Genomic DNA, 16272 nt, shown 5'->3' on the forward strand with positions numbered 1-16272 from the left:
GTCTAATTTGCCAACCATGATAATGCCAAATGTATTTACGGCATTAGCAAGATGTGCGGGCCCACTATCAACACCTATATATAATTGTGCTCGTCTGATAACTTCCGCAGTTTCAAGAAGACTTAGCTTTCCACACAGATTTGTGTACTTTATTTGATTGGTATTCAAATCGCTCGCCAAGCCAATCTCAATTACTTGATAATCGGTTTTTTGTAACAGATATTCAATTAATGCTAACCACTTAAAACTACTCCAATTTTTATTGTTTTGTGCAGATTGACAATGAATAACTATAAATTTTTCAGGAAGGTTTAATGAATCAATTTTAATCTTTTCTTGATTAATAATATAGACAATAGGTGCAATGTCATCTACTGGAAGTTTTGCTATTTTTTGTTGAACAGTCAACAAATTTCCTTGAAAGAAGTAATTATGTATAGTTATATTTTCAGCGTCAGCTTCCAAGTTATCAACATAAATATTGCAGATGGAGCAATAGCTATTATTACGAAATTGTAGGTTATAAACTTTATCAAAAATACTAGAATCTAACAATAGTTTTCGTTGATTAGCACAATATTCTTCAATAATTCCATCAATATTTGGATTATTTGAAAGTAGTTCTTTAAAACTTGGTTTCACAATCCAAAAAATATAGTCATTCTCATTTTCTTTTCGGACTTGACGCGAGATGGGTTCACTTGCAACAATATCGCCAAATTGTTGAGTTAGAACAATCACAATAATTTTTCTTTTTCCACCAAACTTGATTTTTAAAAGCCAGATTTTCAAATAGACTTTAAAGAAATAAAAATAGACTTTAAATAAATGAGTATATTTTTTGTACCGATGTAACCAAAGGGCAATAAATTTTTGCATGTTTTAATTATAATCAAGATTCAATTATCAAAGCTAATTTTTCAAGAGGCAATTTAGCATATTTTCTAACCCTTAATAAGCGTTTCACTTTAGGTGGCTTGATATAATCACATTTGAAATTTTTCCAATAAAGTTCATTGTTTTTTAATAAACAATTTTTGTATAATTCAAAGATTGGTATAATGTCGAGCCTATCTTCAAAAGTAATTCTATTTTGATATTTTGAAACTTCGGTAGGCTTTGCAATCAGATAACCACTATAATGAAAAAACTGTAATGGAGTATGTTGATTTACAAACCATTTCTGATTGGTAATCGATAAAAAACGTTCATGCAAATTCCAATACGCCATGTTTTGACCTAAATTCTTATCTATCAATACTTTATCGAAATAAATAGGAAAAAAATCAGCCCAATGTTGATCAACAAATAACCCATTACAAAGGTCTATTTTACATTCTTTTTCCAGTTTGTTGCACCACCAATCAATCATTTTTTGAGATGTTTCGGAGCGATGAATAGCAACAAAACCAAAATTGTAAATGCCTGTATTTATCATTGCCTCTTCGCTCGGCCATTTATCATCAGTATAAGGTGTAGTGATGTGAGGAGTAACAACAATATTGAATTTTTCTAAGTTTTCAGATAGATGAGTTAATTTATCAAATATAATTATATCAGGATCGAAGTAAATAATATTGGTTACTTCTGGTCTATTTTTTAAGAAATAATCAAAATAATAAGGCTTTACTGCAGTATTCAGTTCAGTTATATCATACAGATTACACATCTCATTGAAATGAGTAATATTGATTTTATGCACTTCCAAAATGGGGTATTTGGGAAGTTTTGTTTGGTCAATATCTTTTGTTTCGAGTTTATCAACCAAGCCAATAATAAATTTAATATCAGGATTTTGTTCCTTCAAAGAATCACCCAAAGTATGAGCTTGAGCAAGATAATTGACCGAACAAAGGGTAAATGCGAGAGTCATGAAGGAATTTACGATTTTTGGATTTATGAATAACGATTTAGTAATTCTTCAATTTTAACAATTGAATTGTCAAAACTATACTTATTTAATACTTTTTCTTTGGCATTTTGACCTAATTCTAGTGCAAATGTTTGATTTTTGTACAAATCTATTATTTTCAACGCCATTTTATTGGTATTCAAGTACGGAACGAGTATTCCTGCATCTGTTTCGAGAAATTCGGAACAACCACCCGTTTTTTCAAAACCTATGATTGTTTTTTGAGCGATAGCCGCTTCGAGCATTACCAATGGAAATGGGTCTTCACGAGAAACCAATGTGAAAATATCAAAACAAGTGATAAGTTCGATGGCATCTGGCGTTTGCTCAATAAAAGTAATATATTTTTGGATGCCTAATTTTCTAATATCATAGCAAATTTGTTCGTAATATTCACTTTCTTTTTTCACACCAACCCACACAAAATGAAAAGTATTTTCTTCAGAAAGTTCTAAAACTTGACTGGCAATCAACGCAAAAATATCAATTCCTTTTCTCCATTCAGCATTGCCACAGCCACCAATCAAAAAAGAATCTTTGGGTAAATTATATTTCTGTTTAATTGCTTCAATATTAGTGGATTGGCTCCTTTTTATGACTTTTTCATTGTCAATAAATGAATGAATAATTGCAGTTTTTTCAGCAGAAAAATGATGTTTTTCGACGATATTTTCGGCAACAGCTTTCGAGCAAGCAATAAGTTTGGTTGTATTATTGAACAAAAACTCTCGATCTTGTTTGGTCGAATAAAGCTGAATCGAAAATTCGAGTTCATGAATATGAGTAATTAAAGGAGTTTTAATAAAACCCAAAAGTTCGGGAAGTACCCATGCAGTTGCAATGGTGTTGGCATATATTAAGTCAAAGTTTTCAGAAAGAAACGACGAATATAACTGTGCCTTTTGCCTATCTTGTTTGGGGATTAATTTTGAAATCGTTTTACTGTAAAAACTATTATTTTCTTTTGGTTTTGGATATTTGTAAACAGAAGAAACTTCTGCAAATTGTTTTTCTAAAACCCCGTCACCCAGCAGAAGCAAGTACATAGACACGTCTTTTTTGTGTAAATATTGCATAATATTTAACAAAAAAAGTTGAGCTCCAGCTCGATTTGCATCATGACTGATGAAAAGAATTTTCATGTTTTTAAAGCACTTTTTTTTCAATCAGCATGATTAAAATATGAATCACTTTGATATGGATTTCTTGAATTCGATCGGCATAGCCGAAATGTGGTACTCTTATTTCAACATCAGCCAATCCTGCCAATTTTCCTCCATCTTTACCCGAAAAAATGATAACTTTCATGCCTTTTTCACGGGCTGCGAGGGTGGCATTAATGATGTTTTTAGAATTTCCGCTGGTGCTTATCCCTAACAAAACATCATCTTTACAACCTAATCCTTCAATAAATCTTGAAAAAATATAGTCAAAACCATAGTCATTGCCTGTGCAGGAAATATGACTGACATCTGAAATGGCAATGGCCGCCAACGATTTTCTGTTTTCACGGTAACGCCCCGAAAGTTCTTCTGCAAAGTGCATGGCATCGCAATGTGAACCTCCATTTCCGCAAGAAATGATTTTATTGCCTGATTTTATGGAATTTGCCATTAAATCTGCTGCAAGTTCAATATTTTTAAGGTTTTCGGGAGAAGCGATAAAATCGTTTAAAACTTTTTGTGCTTCTTGTAATTCAGTGAGTATTTCGTTGTAATTAGTCATATTTTAATTAAAAATATTGTCCCAGCGTTTAATTTGATTTTTTATATCAAACTCCATTGCTCGTTTTTTTAGTTTTTCTTTGTCTATTTTTATTAAATTATTTTGTACTTTTAGCATTAACTCCGATAAATCTTTTGGATTAAAACTATCAATTACGCCACCCATACCTTCCTGCACAAACTCCGAAATTCCACCAGAATTATAGCCAACTATAGGCTTTTGAAGAAAAGCAGCTTCCATCATTACCAAAGGAAAAGGGTCTTCACGGGCTATCAACACAAAGCCATCGGCTATGTTGAGATAATCATAATATTCGCTTGATTTTTCGCCAATTTCTATAAAATTCAACTTTTCAAGGCTTGTTCTTTGACGAATATAATGTAAAACACCTGTTTCTTTTATACTTCCTAACCAAAGGATATAAGTGTTTTTTGGCAAAAACTGAAATAAATCAGGTACTAAATCATAGCCTTTTCGCAAGTTCATTGAGCCAGACATTACCCAAATATAGGCATCGTTTGGAATATTTAATTTTTCTCGTATTTGTGATGGCGATTGCGTAACAATTATCTTTTCGGTATCAATAAATGAGTGAAGTAAAATCGTGTTTTTATAGCCCATTTGCCTGATTCGTTTCTCGACAATTGATGAACAGCAAATGATTTTTTCGGCATTATCGAGTTGGAACTTGAAATCTTGATAGCGAATTTCGTCATAAATCGTTACTAATTCATGCACATGAAGAAAATATGGAATTTGTAATTTTTGGGCTAATTTTGCAAATTCGGGCATCATTAATGTATTCAAATACCATTTATTGGCTTTTATTTGCCTCTGGATTTTCTTTAATTTAGTCTCTTCGGGCGTAATTTTGAAGATTTTATGGTAAATTCCTTCGTAAATTTTATAAAGAAAGCCTTTTTTTGTGCGATTAATAAATGTTTTGTCGGCAGTAGAATGATTGGAAAAAAGTTCTCCATCTTGACGTGTATAAATTGCCGTCTTGATTTTTCCAGATAAACGACTGAGCAAATACCAAAGTAGCATTTCTGAACCCGTTCGCCCGCCTGTGGGAGTTATGAAAAGAATTTTATTTTTACTCATTTGTTAATTTTATAAAAAGTCGACTTTTTTAATAAAATTTGCCAAAAATACGAAGAAAATACTGAAATCATCCTTGCAAATTTCTTTTGATTGTCTAGTTCACTAAATGGATTTTTTATTTTCAAAGTATTTGAAACAATTTTCATCAAAAAGAAAGTTGGTATCCATAGCCAATAGTGCAACATAAGAGCCAAGAAATGCAAAACTCCATATTGCTTTCTAATCCAAACGATATTCGATAATTGTATTTGGGGGTCGAAACGATTAAAATAAGTATAATTTTGAGCTTCGTCGTAGCGTTCAGGTTTACTTCCCCACTCTTCATGAATAATGTTACAATCTTTAAAAACCAGTAATTTACCCAATTTACTTAGTCGATAACCCCATTCGGTGTCTTCACCGTAAAGAAAGAATTCTTCGTCTAAGCCAGCAGTTTGCTCAAACCCCTCTTTTCTGACCATCAAAAAAGCTGCTGCAATATAATCAACTTGTTCGGGGTCGTCATATTTTGTTGGGCGAATAAGCGAGTGTAGGTATTTTCTGAATTTGGGTGGAACAATCCAAAATTCTCGTCGAAAAGTAAAAGTATGATAAAATGCACGAGGCGATAAATCAGGAAAAACTTGATATGCTCCGCCCGCAATTGCATCGGGCCGAGCATCTAATTGGGCTACACAACGGTCAATTACAGGCTCGAAAAGTTTGGTGTCGGAGTTAAGCAAAAGGATGTATTTTCCTTGAGCCATTCTCATTCCTGCATTATTTGCACGAGCAAATCCTGCATTATAATTCATTGATAACCAACGAGTTGTAGGAAACTGACTTTTGATAAACCCTTCGTCATCGCCTTTGGAGGCATTGTTTACTACTATCACTTCATAGCTTACTTTAGTCGTAAATTGTTCGATTGTTTTGATACATTCAACAATTAGTTCGGGCGTACGATAATTGACAATTATGATAGAAACAGTTATCAACGATGCGAAGGATTAAAGAGTTTGATTAATAATTGCTGAAATGTGTTCGACATCATTCAACGCCAAATCATAATATAAGGGCAAAGACAAGGCTCTCAATGAATAACTTTCAGAAACAGGGCAAGAATTATAAAAATCTAAATAGGGGAGTTTATTCAACGAAGGATAAAAATACCTTCTTGGAGTAATATTTTCTTTTTGTAATGCCTCAGTTATTTCTTGTAATTTTAGCTCAGATTCTAAAATTATTGGGTAATATGCATAATTATATTTAAAATCTGGAATATTTTGAGTGGGCCTTTTTAATTTCACCCAATTCAGTAACGAATCATATTTCTCCGAAATAATTTTTCTTTTTTCGATAATATCATCAACTTTGGGTAGGTTACAAAGCCCCATTGCCGCATGAAATTCGGAGTTTTTAGCATTAATACCAATCGAGAAATAGTCATCGCCTCTATGTCCGAAACTACGATAAAGCTCAAGTTTTGTATGTAATTGTTGGTCATTACAAATTACCGATCCGCCTTCTATTGTATGAAAGACTTTGGTTGCATGAAAGCTACAAGTGCTTACATCGCCATAAGACAAAACTGATTTTCCTTTATAAGTTGCTCCAAAACAATGAGCTCCATCATAAATAACTTTTAAATTGTGTTTTTTAGCAATTTGTTCTATTTTCTCTACATCACAAGGACGACCATAAACATGAGTGGCCATTATTGCCGATGTTTTTTCAGTGATAGCGGCTTCAATCAAGTTGGCATTTATATTGAATGTTTCTGGTTCAATATCAACGAAAACAGGTTTAAGATTTTCCCAAAGAATGGAGGTTGTAGTAGCACAATATGAAAACGGGGTAGTGATAATTTCACCTTTTAATTCCATTGCTTTGATCGCAATTTGAAGAGCAATCGTGCCATTTCCAACAAATAAGCAGTTTTGTACACCCAAATATTCTTTTAATTGATTTTCTAATTTTCTGACCAAAGGTCCATTATTAGTCAGCCATGTGTTTTCCCAAATACCCTTAATTGCTTCTTGGTATTCTTCAAAAGGAGGTAAAAAAGATTTGGTTACGTTTATTGTCACTCGTTTTGTGTTTTCTAAAATCGTGGATACAAATTTAACTGAATTGTTGAAATTTTAAAGCAATCCATCTACTTTCCATGTTTGAACTGGGATATTAATTGGACGTACAGCACCAGGCCACTTTCCGTACCAATTTGTTCCTTCTCTAAAATCGGCAACATCAAAACTTATGGCATCTTCCATAAAATAAATGGGGTCGGCTGTATCTTTTACAATCATTACTGAAATGTAATATGAACCATCATTTAAAAAATTTCCTGGAATTTCGAGCATTCCTTTTATTAAGCCATTTGAAAATGTTTTTGCAGGGCTGCCAACATTAAATACACATTCGCCAGTCATATTATATAAAAACATACTCAAATTTAATTGAGCGGTTTCGAGCATATTCCAAAATTCAAAATTTACTTTTAGGGGTGTTCGAACATCAATGTTATTGCTTCCATCGACCAATTCTGGCACAACCTCAATCTTCTTTATCCGAACTAAGTCATTTCCAGGAGCTTCTTCGGGTGTTTCCCAATTTTGTTGTAATTGAAATTTCGAAATGCTTGACATATAATCATGCAAAACATCGCCTACTTCGCCATATTTTATCAAATTTCCTTTTTGCAAAAATGCCGCTTTATTACACAAGCCTTGCACGGCCGTTACATTATGGCTTACAAATATTATGGTTCGTCCACTGCTTGAAATGTCATTCATTTTGCCCAAACATTTCTTCTGAAACTCCGAATCGCCTACGGCTAAAACCTCATCTACAATCAAAATTTCAGGTTCTAAGTGTGCCGCAATAGCAAAACCCAATCGCACGTACATACCTGATGAATAGCGTTTTACGGGTGTATCCAAAAACTTTTCGATTCCTGCAAAATCAACGATTTCATCGAATTGGCTTCTGATTTCGTGTTGTTTCATCCCGAGAATTGCTCCGTTCAGAAAAATATTTTCTCTTCCAGTCAATTCAGGGTGAAAGCCTGTGCCTACCTCAAGTAAACTCGCCATTCGACCTCGTACTTTTACTTCCCCATAAGTTGGCTCGGTGATTCGACTTAAAATTTTTAATAAAGTTGATTTTCCAGCACCATTTGCTCCGACGATTCCGATACGTTCACCTTGGTCAATGCTGAAACTGATATTTCGTAAAGCCCAAAAAACTTCTTTTGTTTCTTCGTCGTCTTTTTTTGAAAAAAGTTCGCTCACAAATCCGGAAACGGTCTCTTTGATGTTTTGATACTTTTTCTTTTTATGACTAAGAATGTATTTTTTTGAAATATTTTCTATTGAAATTGCCTTCATTTATTGATTAGTATAAGCATTGGGCTATATGCTTTTTTATTTTAATTTTTGAAAATGGAATTTTTCTAAATATTTCTTCTAAAACCTATTTCATAACACCTATAAATGGTCAACAAAAGAGTTTTCATTTTTACGGAAAAACCAAATTGATGTAATGACTGAAAATATCACAAAAACGATTAGTGGCAAAAAACTCTGCCAATTGAATGGAGAAAAATCATTTAGCAATGACCAGCGTAAGCCATCAATTGCACCAACAACAGGGTTGAGGTTGTAAATAGAATACCACCATTTATCTTTATAAATATCGACTGTGTAGGCAACTGGCGAAATAAAATAACCAAATTGCACTACAAATGGTATAATTTGACCAATATCTCGGTATTTTACATTCAGCACCGAAGCAAAAAGACCGGCACCAAAGGCAGCAAGATAAGCCAGAATTAGGAAAATAGGGGCAAATATTATATGCCAATTTGGGAGAAATTGGTAGTAAAAACAAAATATAAAAAACATTGCAAAGGCAATTATTGCATCAAGTAAACCGACTAACAAAGAACTAAATGGGATTATCATTCTTGGAAAATACACCTTTGAAACAAGGTTTCCATTGCCAACAATACTATTACTGATTTGTGAAAGACATTGTGAAAAAAACAACCAAATAATTACACCGGGAATAACTACCAGCATATAAGGGATGGAAGATACTTGTTCCAATTTAGCAATTTTCCCAAAAGCAAAGACCATCACCATTGCAGTAAGTAAAGGTCGGATTACTGCCCAAGCAATACCCAAAATAGTTTGCTTGTAGCGAACCATTACATCACGCTTACCCAAAATCCAGAATAACTCTCTTTGCCGCCAAACCTCACGCCAATAGTTAAGTGTTGATTTTCCAGCTTTTATTATAATTTCGTTTTCTTTTTTCATTTAAAAACTCCAACTTTCATTTTAAGGAGAATAAGATAAGATTGATGATTGTTAATTTTAGATTTACGATTGATAATGATCTATTCTATGATTCTTATAATCGCAAATTTTTTTTAGCTCATCAATTCTTGATAGGTTTTTCTAATAATAATAAAAACTAAGCAAAGGAAAAATCCTAAAAATGCTCCCGTCTTAGTGTTTCCTCCAATAGTATATGTTTTTTGAAGTAGAGGCAAGCGAACGGGTTGCAAAACGGTAAACAATGGTGTTTGGTGTATGAGAGCCATTTTTAATTGCTCTACTGTTGCCATTTGAGTAAAATATTGATTCGAAATAAAATTATTGCTCCGATTGAGTTGTTGCTGCCTCATGGGAGCTGTGGGGTCAACTGCATTTAGATTCTGAAAATTGGTAGTCGCTAATTGTCGGTCAGTAGAATTTAGTTTTCCCTCTAATTCTCGAAGTCTATTTACTTGAATATCATAAATTTCTCTGGTTTTTTGAGTACGTACTTCTATGTAAAATTCTTTCAAAGATTCTAAGAGCGTTTCCAACCAAACTTTAGTAAGTAGTTCGCTATTTGTAATAGATGATAATATCATAATTGACCCAGTTTTATCCAATGGCTGTAATTGGGTCTGTGCAGCTAATTTTTCATAAATCGTAGCAATAATTATGTTTTCAACTTTTGTAAAATCATTCGGTTTTTTAGGTTGAAAACGATAAGCTATTGCCTTTTTATCGGGTTCGTGCAATAAATCACCACCCCATTCTTTTTTTGCAATATCACTGCTGTCTTTATAAAAATTAATAAATAAAGTCTTTTTCCCCCCTATTGTCACTTCTTTCATTAAAGCCTTTTCATACAATGCTTTTGATGATACCATGAGCCCAAAATTACCACCACTAAATAAATCATTTGAAGTTGCTACCCCCATTCCACCCACACCAAAAGCATTGGCAAGACCACCTAAGCCACCCATTGGATTTTGTCCGTTACCGCCTGATTCTAAGTTAAATTGAATTTCACCATTATACTCTGTTTCTTTTAGGTCTTTAATATCAAGTACAATACTTATCAAAGTGCCAATTCCAACACTAATCAAAAGTAGTTTCCACTGACTCCCAATAAGATTGAATACGGCAATGATTTTTCTTAATAAATCTTTGGTACTTATTTGCTCTTCTTGTATGGTTTGATACTCTGCCATTTTTTTTAATTAATTAATAACAAAAATTGTAAATATTATTTACTTAGTTGGAATATCGCAAAAATACTCAGTAAAGCCGAAACTGTTCCTCCAATTGTTGTAAATAAACCTTGTACTTGAGCGATTTGTTGTTGTGTTGTAGCAGTTTTCTGAGGAATAATGATTTCAGAGCCTGGAGCAACTTTAGGATATATATTTACAAACAAAATTTTACGAGTTCTATCAACCGAGCCATTAGCATATAATATATATGATTTACTTCGTAAAGACCTTTTTGTAAAACCACCCGCCTGCGAAATATAATTCATGAAACTTTTAGTATCTAAAAACTTAACAGTTGTAGGGTATAATACTTCACCTTGTACACGCACGGTTTCTAATCTTTTTGGAATCTGTATAATGTCTCCATCTTGTAAAATCATATCCTCACTTGAGCCAGGATTTTGCATAATTTTAATTAAATTAATACCAATCGACGAATTTTTGGTGGCATCAACATCTTCCACTTCAACAATCTGATTGCCCTTTACACTATTTGATATTTCATTGATGGCTTGTCGTCGTTGAGCGATTTCAATTTCGCTTAATTGAATTTCACGTACAAGTGTTGCACCTTCTAAATATGCTTGTGGGGTTAGTCCACCCGAGCGTTGTACGATGTCGGAAATCTTTTCAGTTTTACTTTTTATGCCATATTTAGCAGGAAAAATAACTTCACCTTGGATTTCAACAAAAGTTTGTTTGATATAATTGGGTGATTTTCGAATGAAAATTTCATCAAAAGGTAACAAAATAAACTTAGTGCCTGTTTGTTCAACATTTAGATTTGCATTTATATCAAAGTTGTAAATATCCGAAATTTGAGCATTTGTTGATGTTGGGTCTACATTTCTTTTTCTTCTAATAACTTCAACTCTTGATAACGAAGCAGATTCTGATAAACCACCTACTTTTACAAGTACATCTTCAATGGTCATATTTCGCACGAAAGGTATTTCAATTCCTGCTTCAGCATCGGGGTTATTTAATGCCCCTTGGATATGTATATAGGCGGGTTCGGTTAAATCAAAAATTGATGGAACCGTAATTATATCTTCTCTTTTCAAAGCAATATCGGCCGAGCGACCTTTCAAAACATCATCTAAATTGACAGCGATATTCTCAACTATCATATCATCTCTTGTTCTAATTATTGAAACACGACCAATTAGAGCTTCGCCTTTCAAACCTTCGGCAGATGAAATCAATTGTGTAAGAGTGGGGTTAGATTCTAATGAGTACTCACCAGGGCGGTAAATAGCTCCGCCAATCGTAACCATATTTTCGTATCTCGTTAATACACGTTCAATCACAACCGAATCTCCCGATTGTACATCAAATGTATTTATTTCTTTTGCCATGATATCCAAAATCTTTCTTTCTCGAGAAGTATTTCGGTGAATTTTTAAACGATGTGTATAAGCATAAGCGTTAAAGCCACCAGCATATTCAATAACTTTATTCAATTTTTCGTCTTCCAAAAGTTCAAATAAACCATTTCGTTTGGTGTATCCTTGTACTGCGATTCGAGAAATATATGGTAAAACCTGAATTACATCTTGGTCGTGTAATATTATATTGTTTTTTGCTGTACCATTCATCAATAACTCATACAAGTCAAAAGTTGAAACAATTTTATTATTTCTAATGACTTCAATTTTTCGATAAGTTCCAATTTCATTTGGTCCACCACACACATAAAGAGCATTTAGAGTGGTAGAAAGTGACGATAGTGTGTAAGTACCAGGAGCAATAACTTCTCCTGTTATAGTTACTTTAATACTTCGGATAGCACCTAACGATATATTACAAAAAGTATTCGGTTCAAAACCCGAAAATGGTCGCAAACCAATGTAAACTTTTGCAAGCCGATTTATAATGCGTTCTTTGGCTTGCTCAATAGAAGAGCCTGAAACATAAATCAAGCCTACTCTGTCAATTGTAATATATCCATCTGGAGATACAATAGGTTTATATGTTGCTTGAGAATACCCGTAAATATCAATAATTAATTGGTCATTTGGGCCTAATACATAGTTGCTTGGTGTAGCAATATTAATAGCTGGACTTGGGTCAAATTTAACCGTATTAAAATAATTATAGCCAAATATTCTTCTCCGTAAAGTAGCTTTAGCGGCATCTTCATTGGCCTCTTGCTCTTTTATTGTTCTCAAAGAATCTTCTTTAGTCATTGCTCGCTGGTCGGCAGCATTCATGCCCGTTACTCTTTGTGCATTAGGGTCGTTGGTAGGCAAAACACGGGCTTTATTTGGCAATGGTATATTGGGCGTTTGTTGCGTTCCTGTACCATTCTGATTTCCTGTTGGGGTATTATTTGGTATTGTTATTGGAGCCGTAGTTGGGCCTGTAGGTGTTGCAACAGGATTTTGTCCAAAAGAATTGCTTAGAATAAATGTAAAAAGCGTAAATTTGAGAAAAAATTGTGAAAAACTATTCTTGCTTAATTTCATATCAATAACGTTATTTGTCAAATCTCTTTCGATGTTATTATAGTTGATGGCCGAAAATCTATGCAAAGTAACGCAAGATTTTTTGTTTTTTTGCTTTTCCATGGTAAGTATGTATTAAAAAGAACTTTGAAAGACAAAGTAAAATATAAAAACCCAAACTTCAAAATATTATAATAAAAAATGGCTGAGATTAAAGAAGCAACCTATAATGAAGACAGCATTCGGTCGCTTGACTGGAAAGAGCATATTCGTTTACGCCCAGGTATGTACATCGGAAAGTTGGGTGATGGGTCGTCGGCTGATGATGGAATTTATGTTCTTTTGAAAGAGGTTATGGACAATTGTATTGATGAGTACGCAATGGGCTATGGCAAAACGATTGAAATAAAACTCGATGATGGTAGGATAGAGGTAAGAGATTATGGGCGTGGGATTCCGTTAGGAAAAGTGGTTGATGTAGTATCAAAAATTAATACTGGTGCTAAATACGACAGCAAGGCTTTTCAGAAAGCAGTTGGTTTGAATGGCGTAGGTACGAAAGCAGTGAATGCCCTTTCTTCTTATTTTAAAGTGCATGCTTTTAGAGATGGAAAATCAAAATGGGCAGAGTTTGATAAGGGCGAATTGACTAATGAGTCGGCAATAATAGACTCTGACCAAAAAAATGGAACATTGGTCGTTTTTGAACCTGATGGTACTGTTTTTAAGCATTATCATTATATTCCACAGTTTGTGGAAGCTATGATTTGGAATTATTGTTACCTAAATGCAGGTATGACAGTTGTTTTCAATAAGCAAAAATACATTTCACAAAATGGACTGTTAGACTTACTTAGAAGAAAAACTGATGAAGATTCTCTACGCTACCCAATTATTCATCTAAAAGGTGAGGACATTGAAGTGGCTCTTTCGCATGGAAATCAGTATGGAGAAGAATATTACTCTTTTGTAAACGGACAAAATACTACCCAAGGTGGCACTCACCTTTCTGGTTTTAGAGAAGCATTGGTTCGAACAATTCGAGAGCATTTTAATAAAGATTATTCGCCCGAAGACATACGTCAGTCAGTTATTGCCGCTATTTCGATTCGAGTGCAAGAACCTATTTTTGAATCTCAAACCAAAACAAAATTAGGCTCGGCAACAATCTCTCCTGAACCAAATTCGACTACGGTGCGTACTTTTATAAGTGATTTTTTGAAAGAAAAATTAGATAATTTCCTGCACATGAACATTGCCGTGAAGGAAGCCTTGAAAAAGCGAATAGAACAGTCGGAGCGTGAAAGAAAAGAATTGGCAGGTGTAAGAAAATTGGCAAATGAACGAGCTAAAAAAGCAAATTTACATAATAAAAAGTTAAGAGATTGCCGTTTTCATTTAGACGATGAAAAAAATGAAAAGCGTTTTGATACCGTTATGTTTATCACCGAAGGAGATTCGGCCAGTGGCTCAATTACCAAAGCTCGAAATCCTGAATTGCAGGCAGTTTTTAGTCTTCGTGGAAAACCGTTGAATAGTTTTGGTTTGACAAAAAAAATTGTTTACGAAAATGAAGAATTTAATTTACTTCAACACGCTCTCAATATCGAAAGTGGATTAGAGGAATTGCGTTATAATAAAATCATTGTAGCAACCGATGCTGACGTTGATGGCATGCATATTCGTTTGTTATTACTTACATTTTTCTTGCAGTTTTTTCCAGATTTGGTTCGTGAAGGACACTTATATATATTAGAAACCCCACTTTTCAGGGTTAGAAATAAGAAAGAAACAATTTATTGTTATTCTGATGATGAAAAGAAAAAAGCCATAACCAAACTTTCACCAAAACCAGAAATTACTCGATTTAAAGGTTTGGGAGAAATTTCACCCGACGAATTTGAAAATTTCATTGGTGAAGATATTCGTCTTGAACCAGTTATTTTGGAAAAAGAATCTTCTATTTCTAAAATTTTGAGTTATTACATGGGTAAAAATACACCCGAACGCCAGAAATTTATCATTGATAATTTACGTGTCGAAAAAGATGAAATTGATGAGGTCTTAGCCGAGATTTTGGAAATGAAGTAATAGTATGTAATAAACTCAAGTTACGCACGCAAATGCTGAAAGCCTTAAACATGAATAGCCCCGAAATACTTTAGGGGCTATAATATGTTTAAGCCCGTTGGGCTTAGTTTTTCCTAAAATGAGTAAATAAGAGTTGTAAATTATTTAAATGGACATAATCACAGGTTTTTACTTAAATTTGTGATTATTGAGAATGATATTTAACCAACCTAATAGACAAAAATGACTCTCGACGACGTAAGAAAAGACATTGATTCAATTGATAATCAGCTACTTACCTTATTAAACCAACGCATGACTTTGGTACATAAAGTAGGGGAGATTAAGCGTTCGACCAAAGCAATCATTTATCGCCCTGAGCGAGAAAAACAGATTTTGGATAGAATGAATTTATTAAATAGTGGGCCTTTGAACAAAGAAGCAATTGATGCTATTTATTTAGAGATTTTTGCAGCAGCACGCAACATTGAATTGCCAGAAAGAGTCGCCTTTTTAGGCCCAGAAGGAAGTTTTACACATCAAGCTGCTGAAAGCCGCTTTGGTGCAATGACCGAATATATGACTTTACCAACCATCAAATCTGTTTTCGAGGCAGTAGATACTGGACGGGCAAAGTTTGGTGTAATCCCGATTGAAAATAACCAAGAAGGCATTGTTTTCGAAACAGTTGATTTGCTGAATGAAATGAATGTAAATGTAGCTGCCGAACTAAAAATACCGGTACATTTTGCATTAGCAACCGAATCCGAAAATCCTTCACGAATTAAACGTATATACTCTAAAGACATCGCTTTTCGTCAATGTAGAGGTTTTTTGAATAAATATTTTGAACAGACTCAACCTGAGGAAATTCAAGTCGAATCAACTTCAAAAGCTGCCAAATTAGCTGCCGAAGACCCAGAAAGTGCCGCAATATGTTCCGAAATTGCTGCAAAACTTTTTGGATTGCCTGTTCTTTTTAATAATATTGAAGATAATAGTCAGAATAGAACTCGATTCTATATTTTGGCAAAAAACTTTATTAATTTAAAAAGTGGTAATGATAAAACTACCATTATTGCTCGCCTTACTGATACTGAGAAACCAGGTGTTTTGGCAAGTTTTCTACATGATTTCAAAAAATCAGGTATCAATTTAACCAAAATTGAAAGCCGACCTTATAAAGGTGATGAAGATTTTAATTTTTGGTTTTTTATGGAATTAGAAGGCTTTTATCAAGACGAAAATGTTCAGAAGGTTTTCAAGAAACACCGTAATGCTATTAAATGGCTGGGGAGCTACGTGCGAAACACTTAAATAATTTAAAGTTCTGAGTTCTCGTATTCTTAGTAATTTAGAACAAGTAAATTCAATTTTCAAATGCAATTTTCCTATCTTTATTCAAAGATAGGAAACACTCCTTCTATCCTTTATTTCGTTCGGAAAATCGCAAAAATCGC

At 33.7% G+C, this 16272-nt stretch carries 13 protein-coding genes; 2 read left to right on the plus strand and 11 right to left on the minus strand.

Annotated features, from left to right (window positions below):
• The 11 genes from ACH2CJ_RS21860 to ACH2CJ_RS21910 form a co-directional block, all read right to left on the minus strand.
• On the minus strand, positions 1-879 hold an 879-nt coding region (locus ACH2CJ_RS21860), incomplete at its 3' end, for a glycosyltransferase family 9 protein (protein WP_394996740.1).
• A gap of 13 nt (positions 880-892) precedes the next feature.
• On the minus strand, positions 893-1873 hold the full coding sequence (locus ACH2CJ_RS21865; protein ID WP_394996742.1) for a glycosyltransferase: 981 nt from the start codon (positions 1871-1873) through the stop codon (positions 893-895).
• A gap of 23 nt (positions 1874-1896) precedes the next feature.
• Complete coding sequence (locus ACH2CJ_RS21870) at positions 1897-3054, minus strand: glycosyltransferase family 4 protein (protein WP_394996745.1); 1158 nt, start codon at positions 3052-3054, stop codon at positions 1897-1899.
• 4 nt (positions 3055-3058) lie between these two features.
• Positions 3059-3637: a D-sedoheptulose 7-phosphate isomerase gene (gene lpcA, locus ACH2CJ_RS21875; RefSeq protein ID WP_394996748.1), complete on the minus strand. Its 579-nt coding sequence runs from the start codon at positions 3635-3637 to the stop codon at positions 3059-3061.
• Positions 3638-3640: 3 nt separating this feature from the next.
• Entirely contained in the window at positions 3641-4741 is a 1101-nt protein-coding gene (locus ACH2CJ_RS21880) for a glycosyltransferase family 4 protein (RefSeq protein ID WP_394996750.1), read from the minus strand.
• The gene (locus ACH2CJ_RS21885) at positions 4738-5718 is read right to left on the minus strand and encodes a glycosyltransferase family 2 protein (protein ID WP_394996753.1); all 981 of its coding nucleotides are present in this window, start codon (positions 5716-5718) and stop codon (positions 4738-4740) included. The genes ACH2CJ_RS21880 and ACH2CJ_RS21885 overlap by 4 nt, the downstream gene beginning before the upstream one ends.
• Before the next feature lie 12 nt (positions 5719-5730).
• Complete coding sequence (locus ACH2CJ_RS21890; RefSeq protein WP_394996755.1) at positions 5731-6810, minus strand: DegT/DnrJ/EryC1/StrS family aminotransferase; 1080 nt, start codon at positions 6808-6810, stop codon at positions 5731-5733.
• Between the two features lie 54 nt (positions 6811-6864).
• Positions 6865-8109 (minus strand): ABC transporter ATP-binding protein, encoded by a 1245-nt coding sequence (locus ACH2CJ_RS21895; protein ID WP_394996758.1) that lies wholly within the window; start codon positions 8107-8109, stop codon positions 6865-6867.
• A gap of 99 nt (positions 8110-8208) precedes the next feature.
• Positions 8209-9042: an ABC transporter permease gene (locus ACH2CJ_RS21900; protein ID WP_394996760.1), complete on the minus strand. Its 834-nt coding sequence runs from the start codon at positions 9040-9042 to the stop codon at positions 8209-8211.
• 113 nt (positions 9043-9155) lie between these two features.
• Positions 9156-10253 (minus strand): hypothetical protein, encoded by a 1098-nt coding sequence (locus ACH2CJ_RS21905; protein ID WP_394996762.1) that lies wholly within the window; start codon positions 10251-10253, stop codon positions 9156-9158.
• A 35-nt stretch (positions 10254-10288) separates the two neighbouring features.
• On the minus strand, positions 10289-12865 hold the full coding sequence (locus ACH2CJ_RS21910; protein WP_394996764.1) for an SLBB domain-containing protein: 2577 nt from the start codon (positions 12863-12865) through the stop codon (positions 10289-10291).
• Positions 12866-12943: 78 nt separating this feature from the next.
• On the opposite strand from ACH2CJ_RS21910, the gene ACH2CJ_RS21915 reads away from it, so the two are divergent.
• Entirely contained in the window at positions 12944-14833 is a 1890-nt protein-coding gene (locus ACH2CJ_RS21915) for a DNA topoisomerase IV subunit B (protein ID WP_394996766.1), read from the plus strand.
• A gap of 222 nt (positions 14834-15055) precedes the next feature.
• Complete coding sequence (gene pheA, locus ACH2CJ_RS21920; protein ID WP_394996769.1) at positions 15056-16129, plus strand: chorismate mutase; 1074 nt, start codon at positions 15056-15058, stop codon at positions 16127-16129.
• The last annotated feature ends 143 nt before the right edge of the window (positions 16130-16272 follow it).

The sequence above is a fragment of the Emticicia sp. genome (genome assembly GCF_043780375.1).
Taxonomy (GTDB): Bacteria; Bacteroidota; Bacteroidia; order Cytophagales; family Spirosomataceae; genus Emticicia.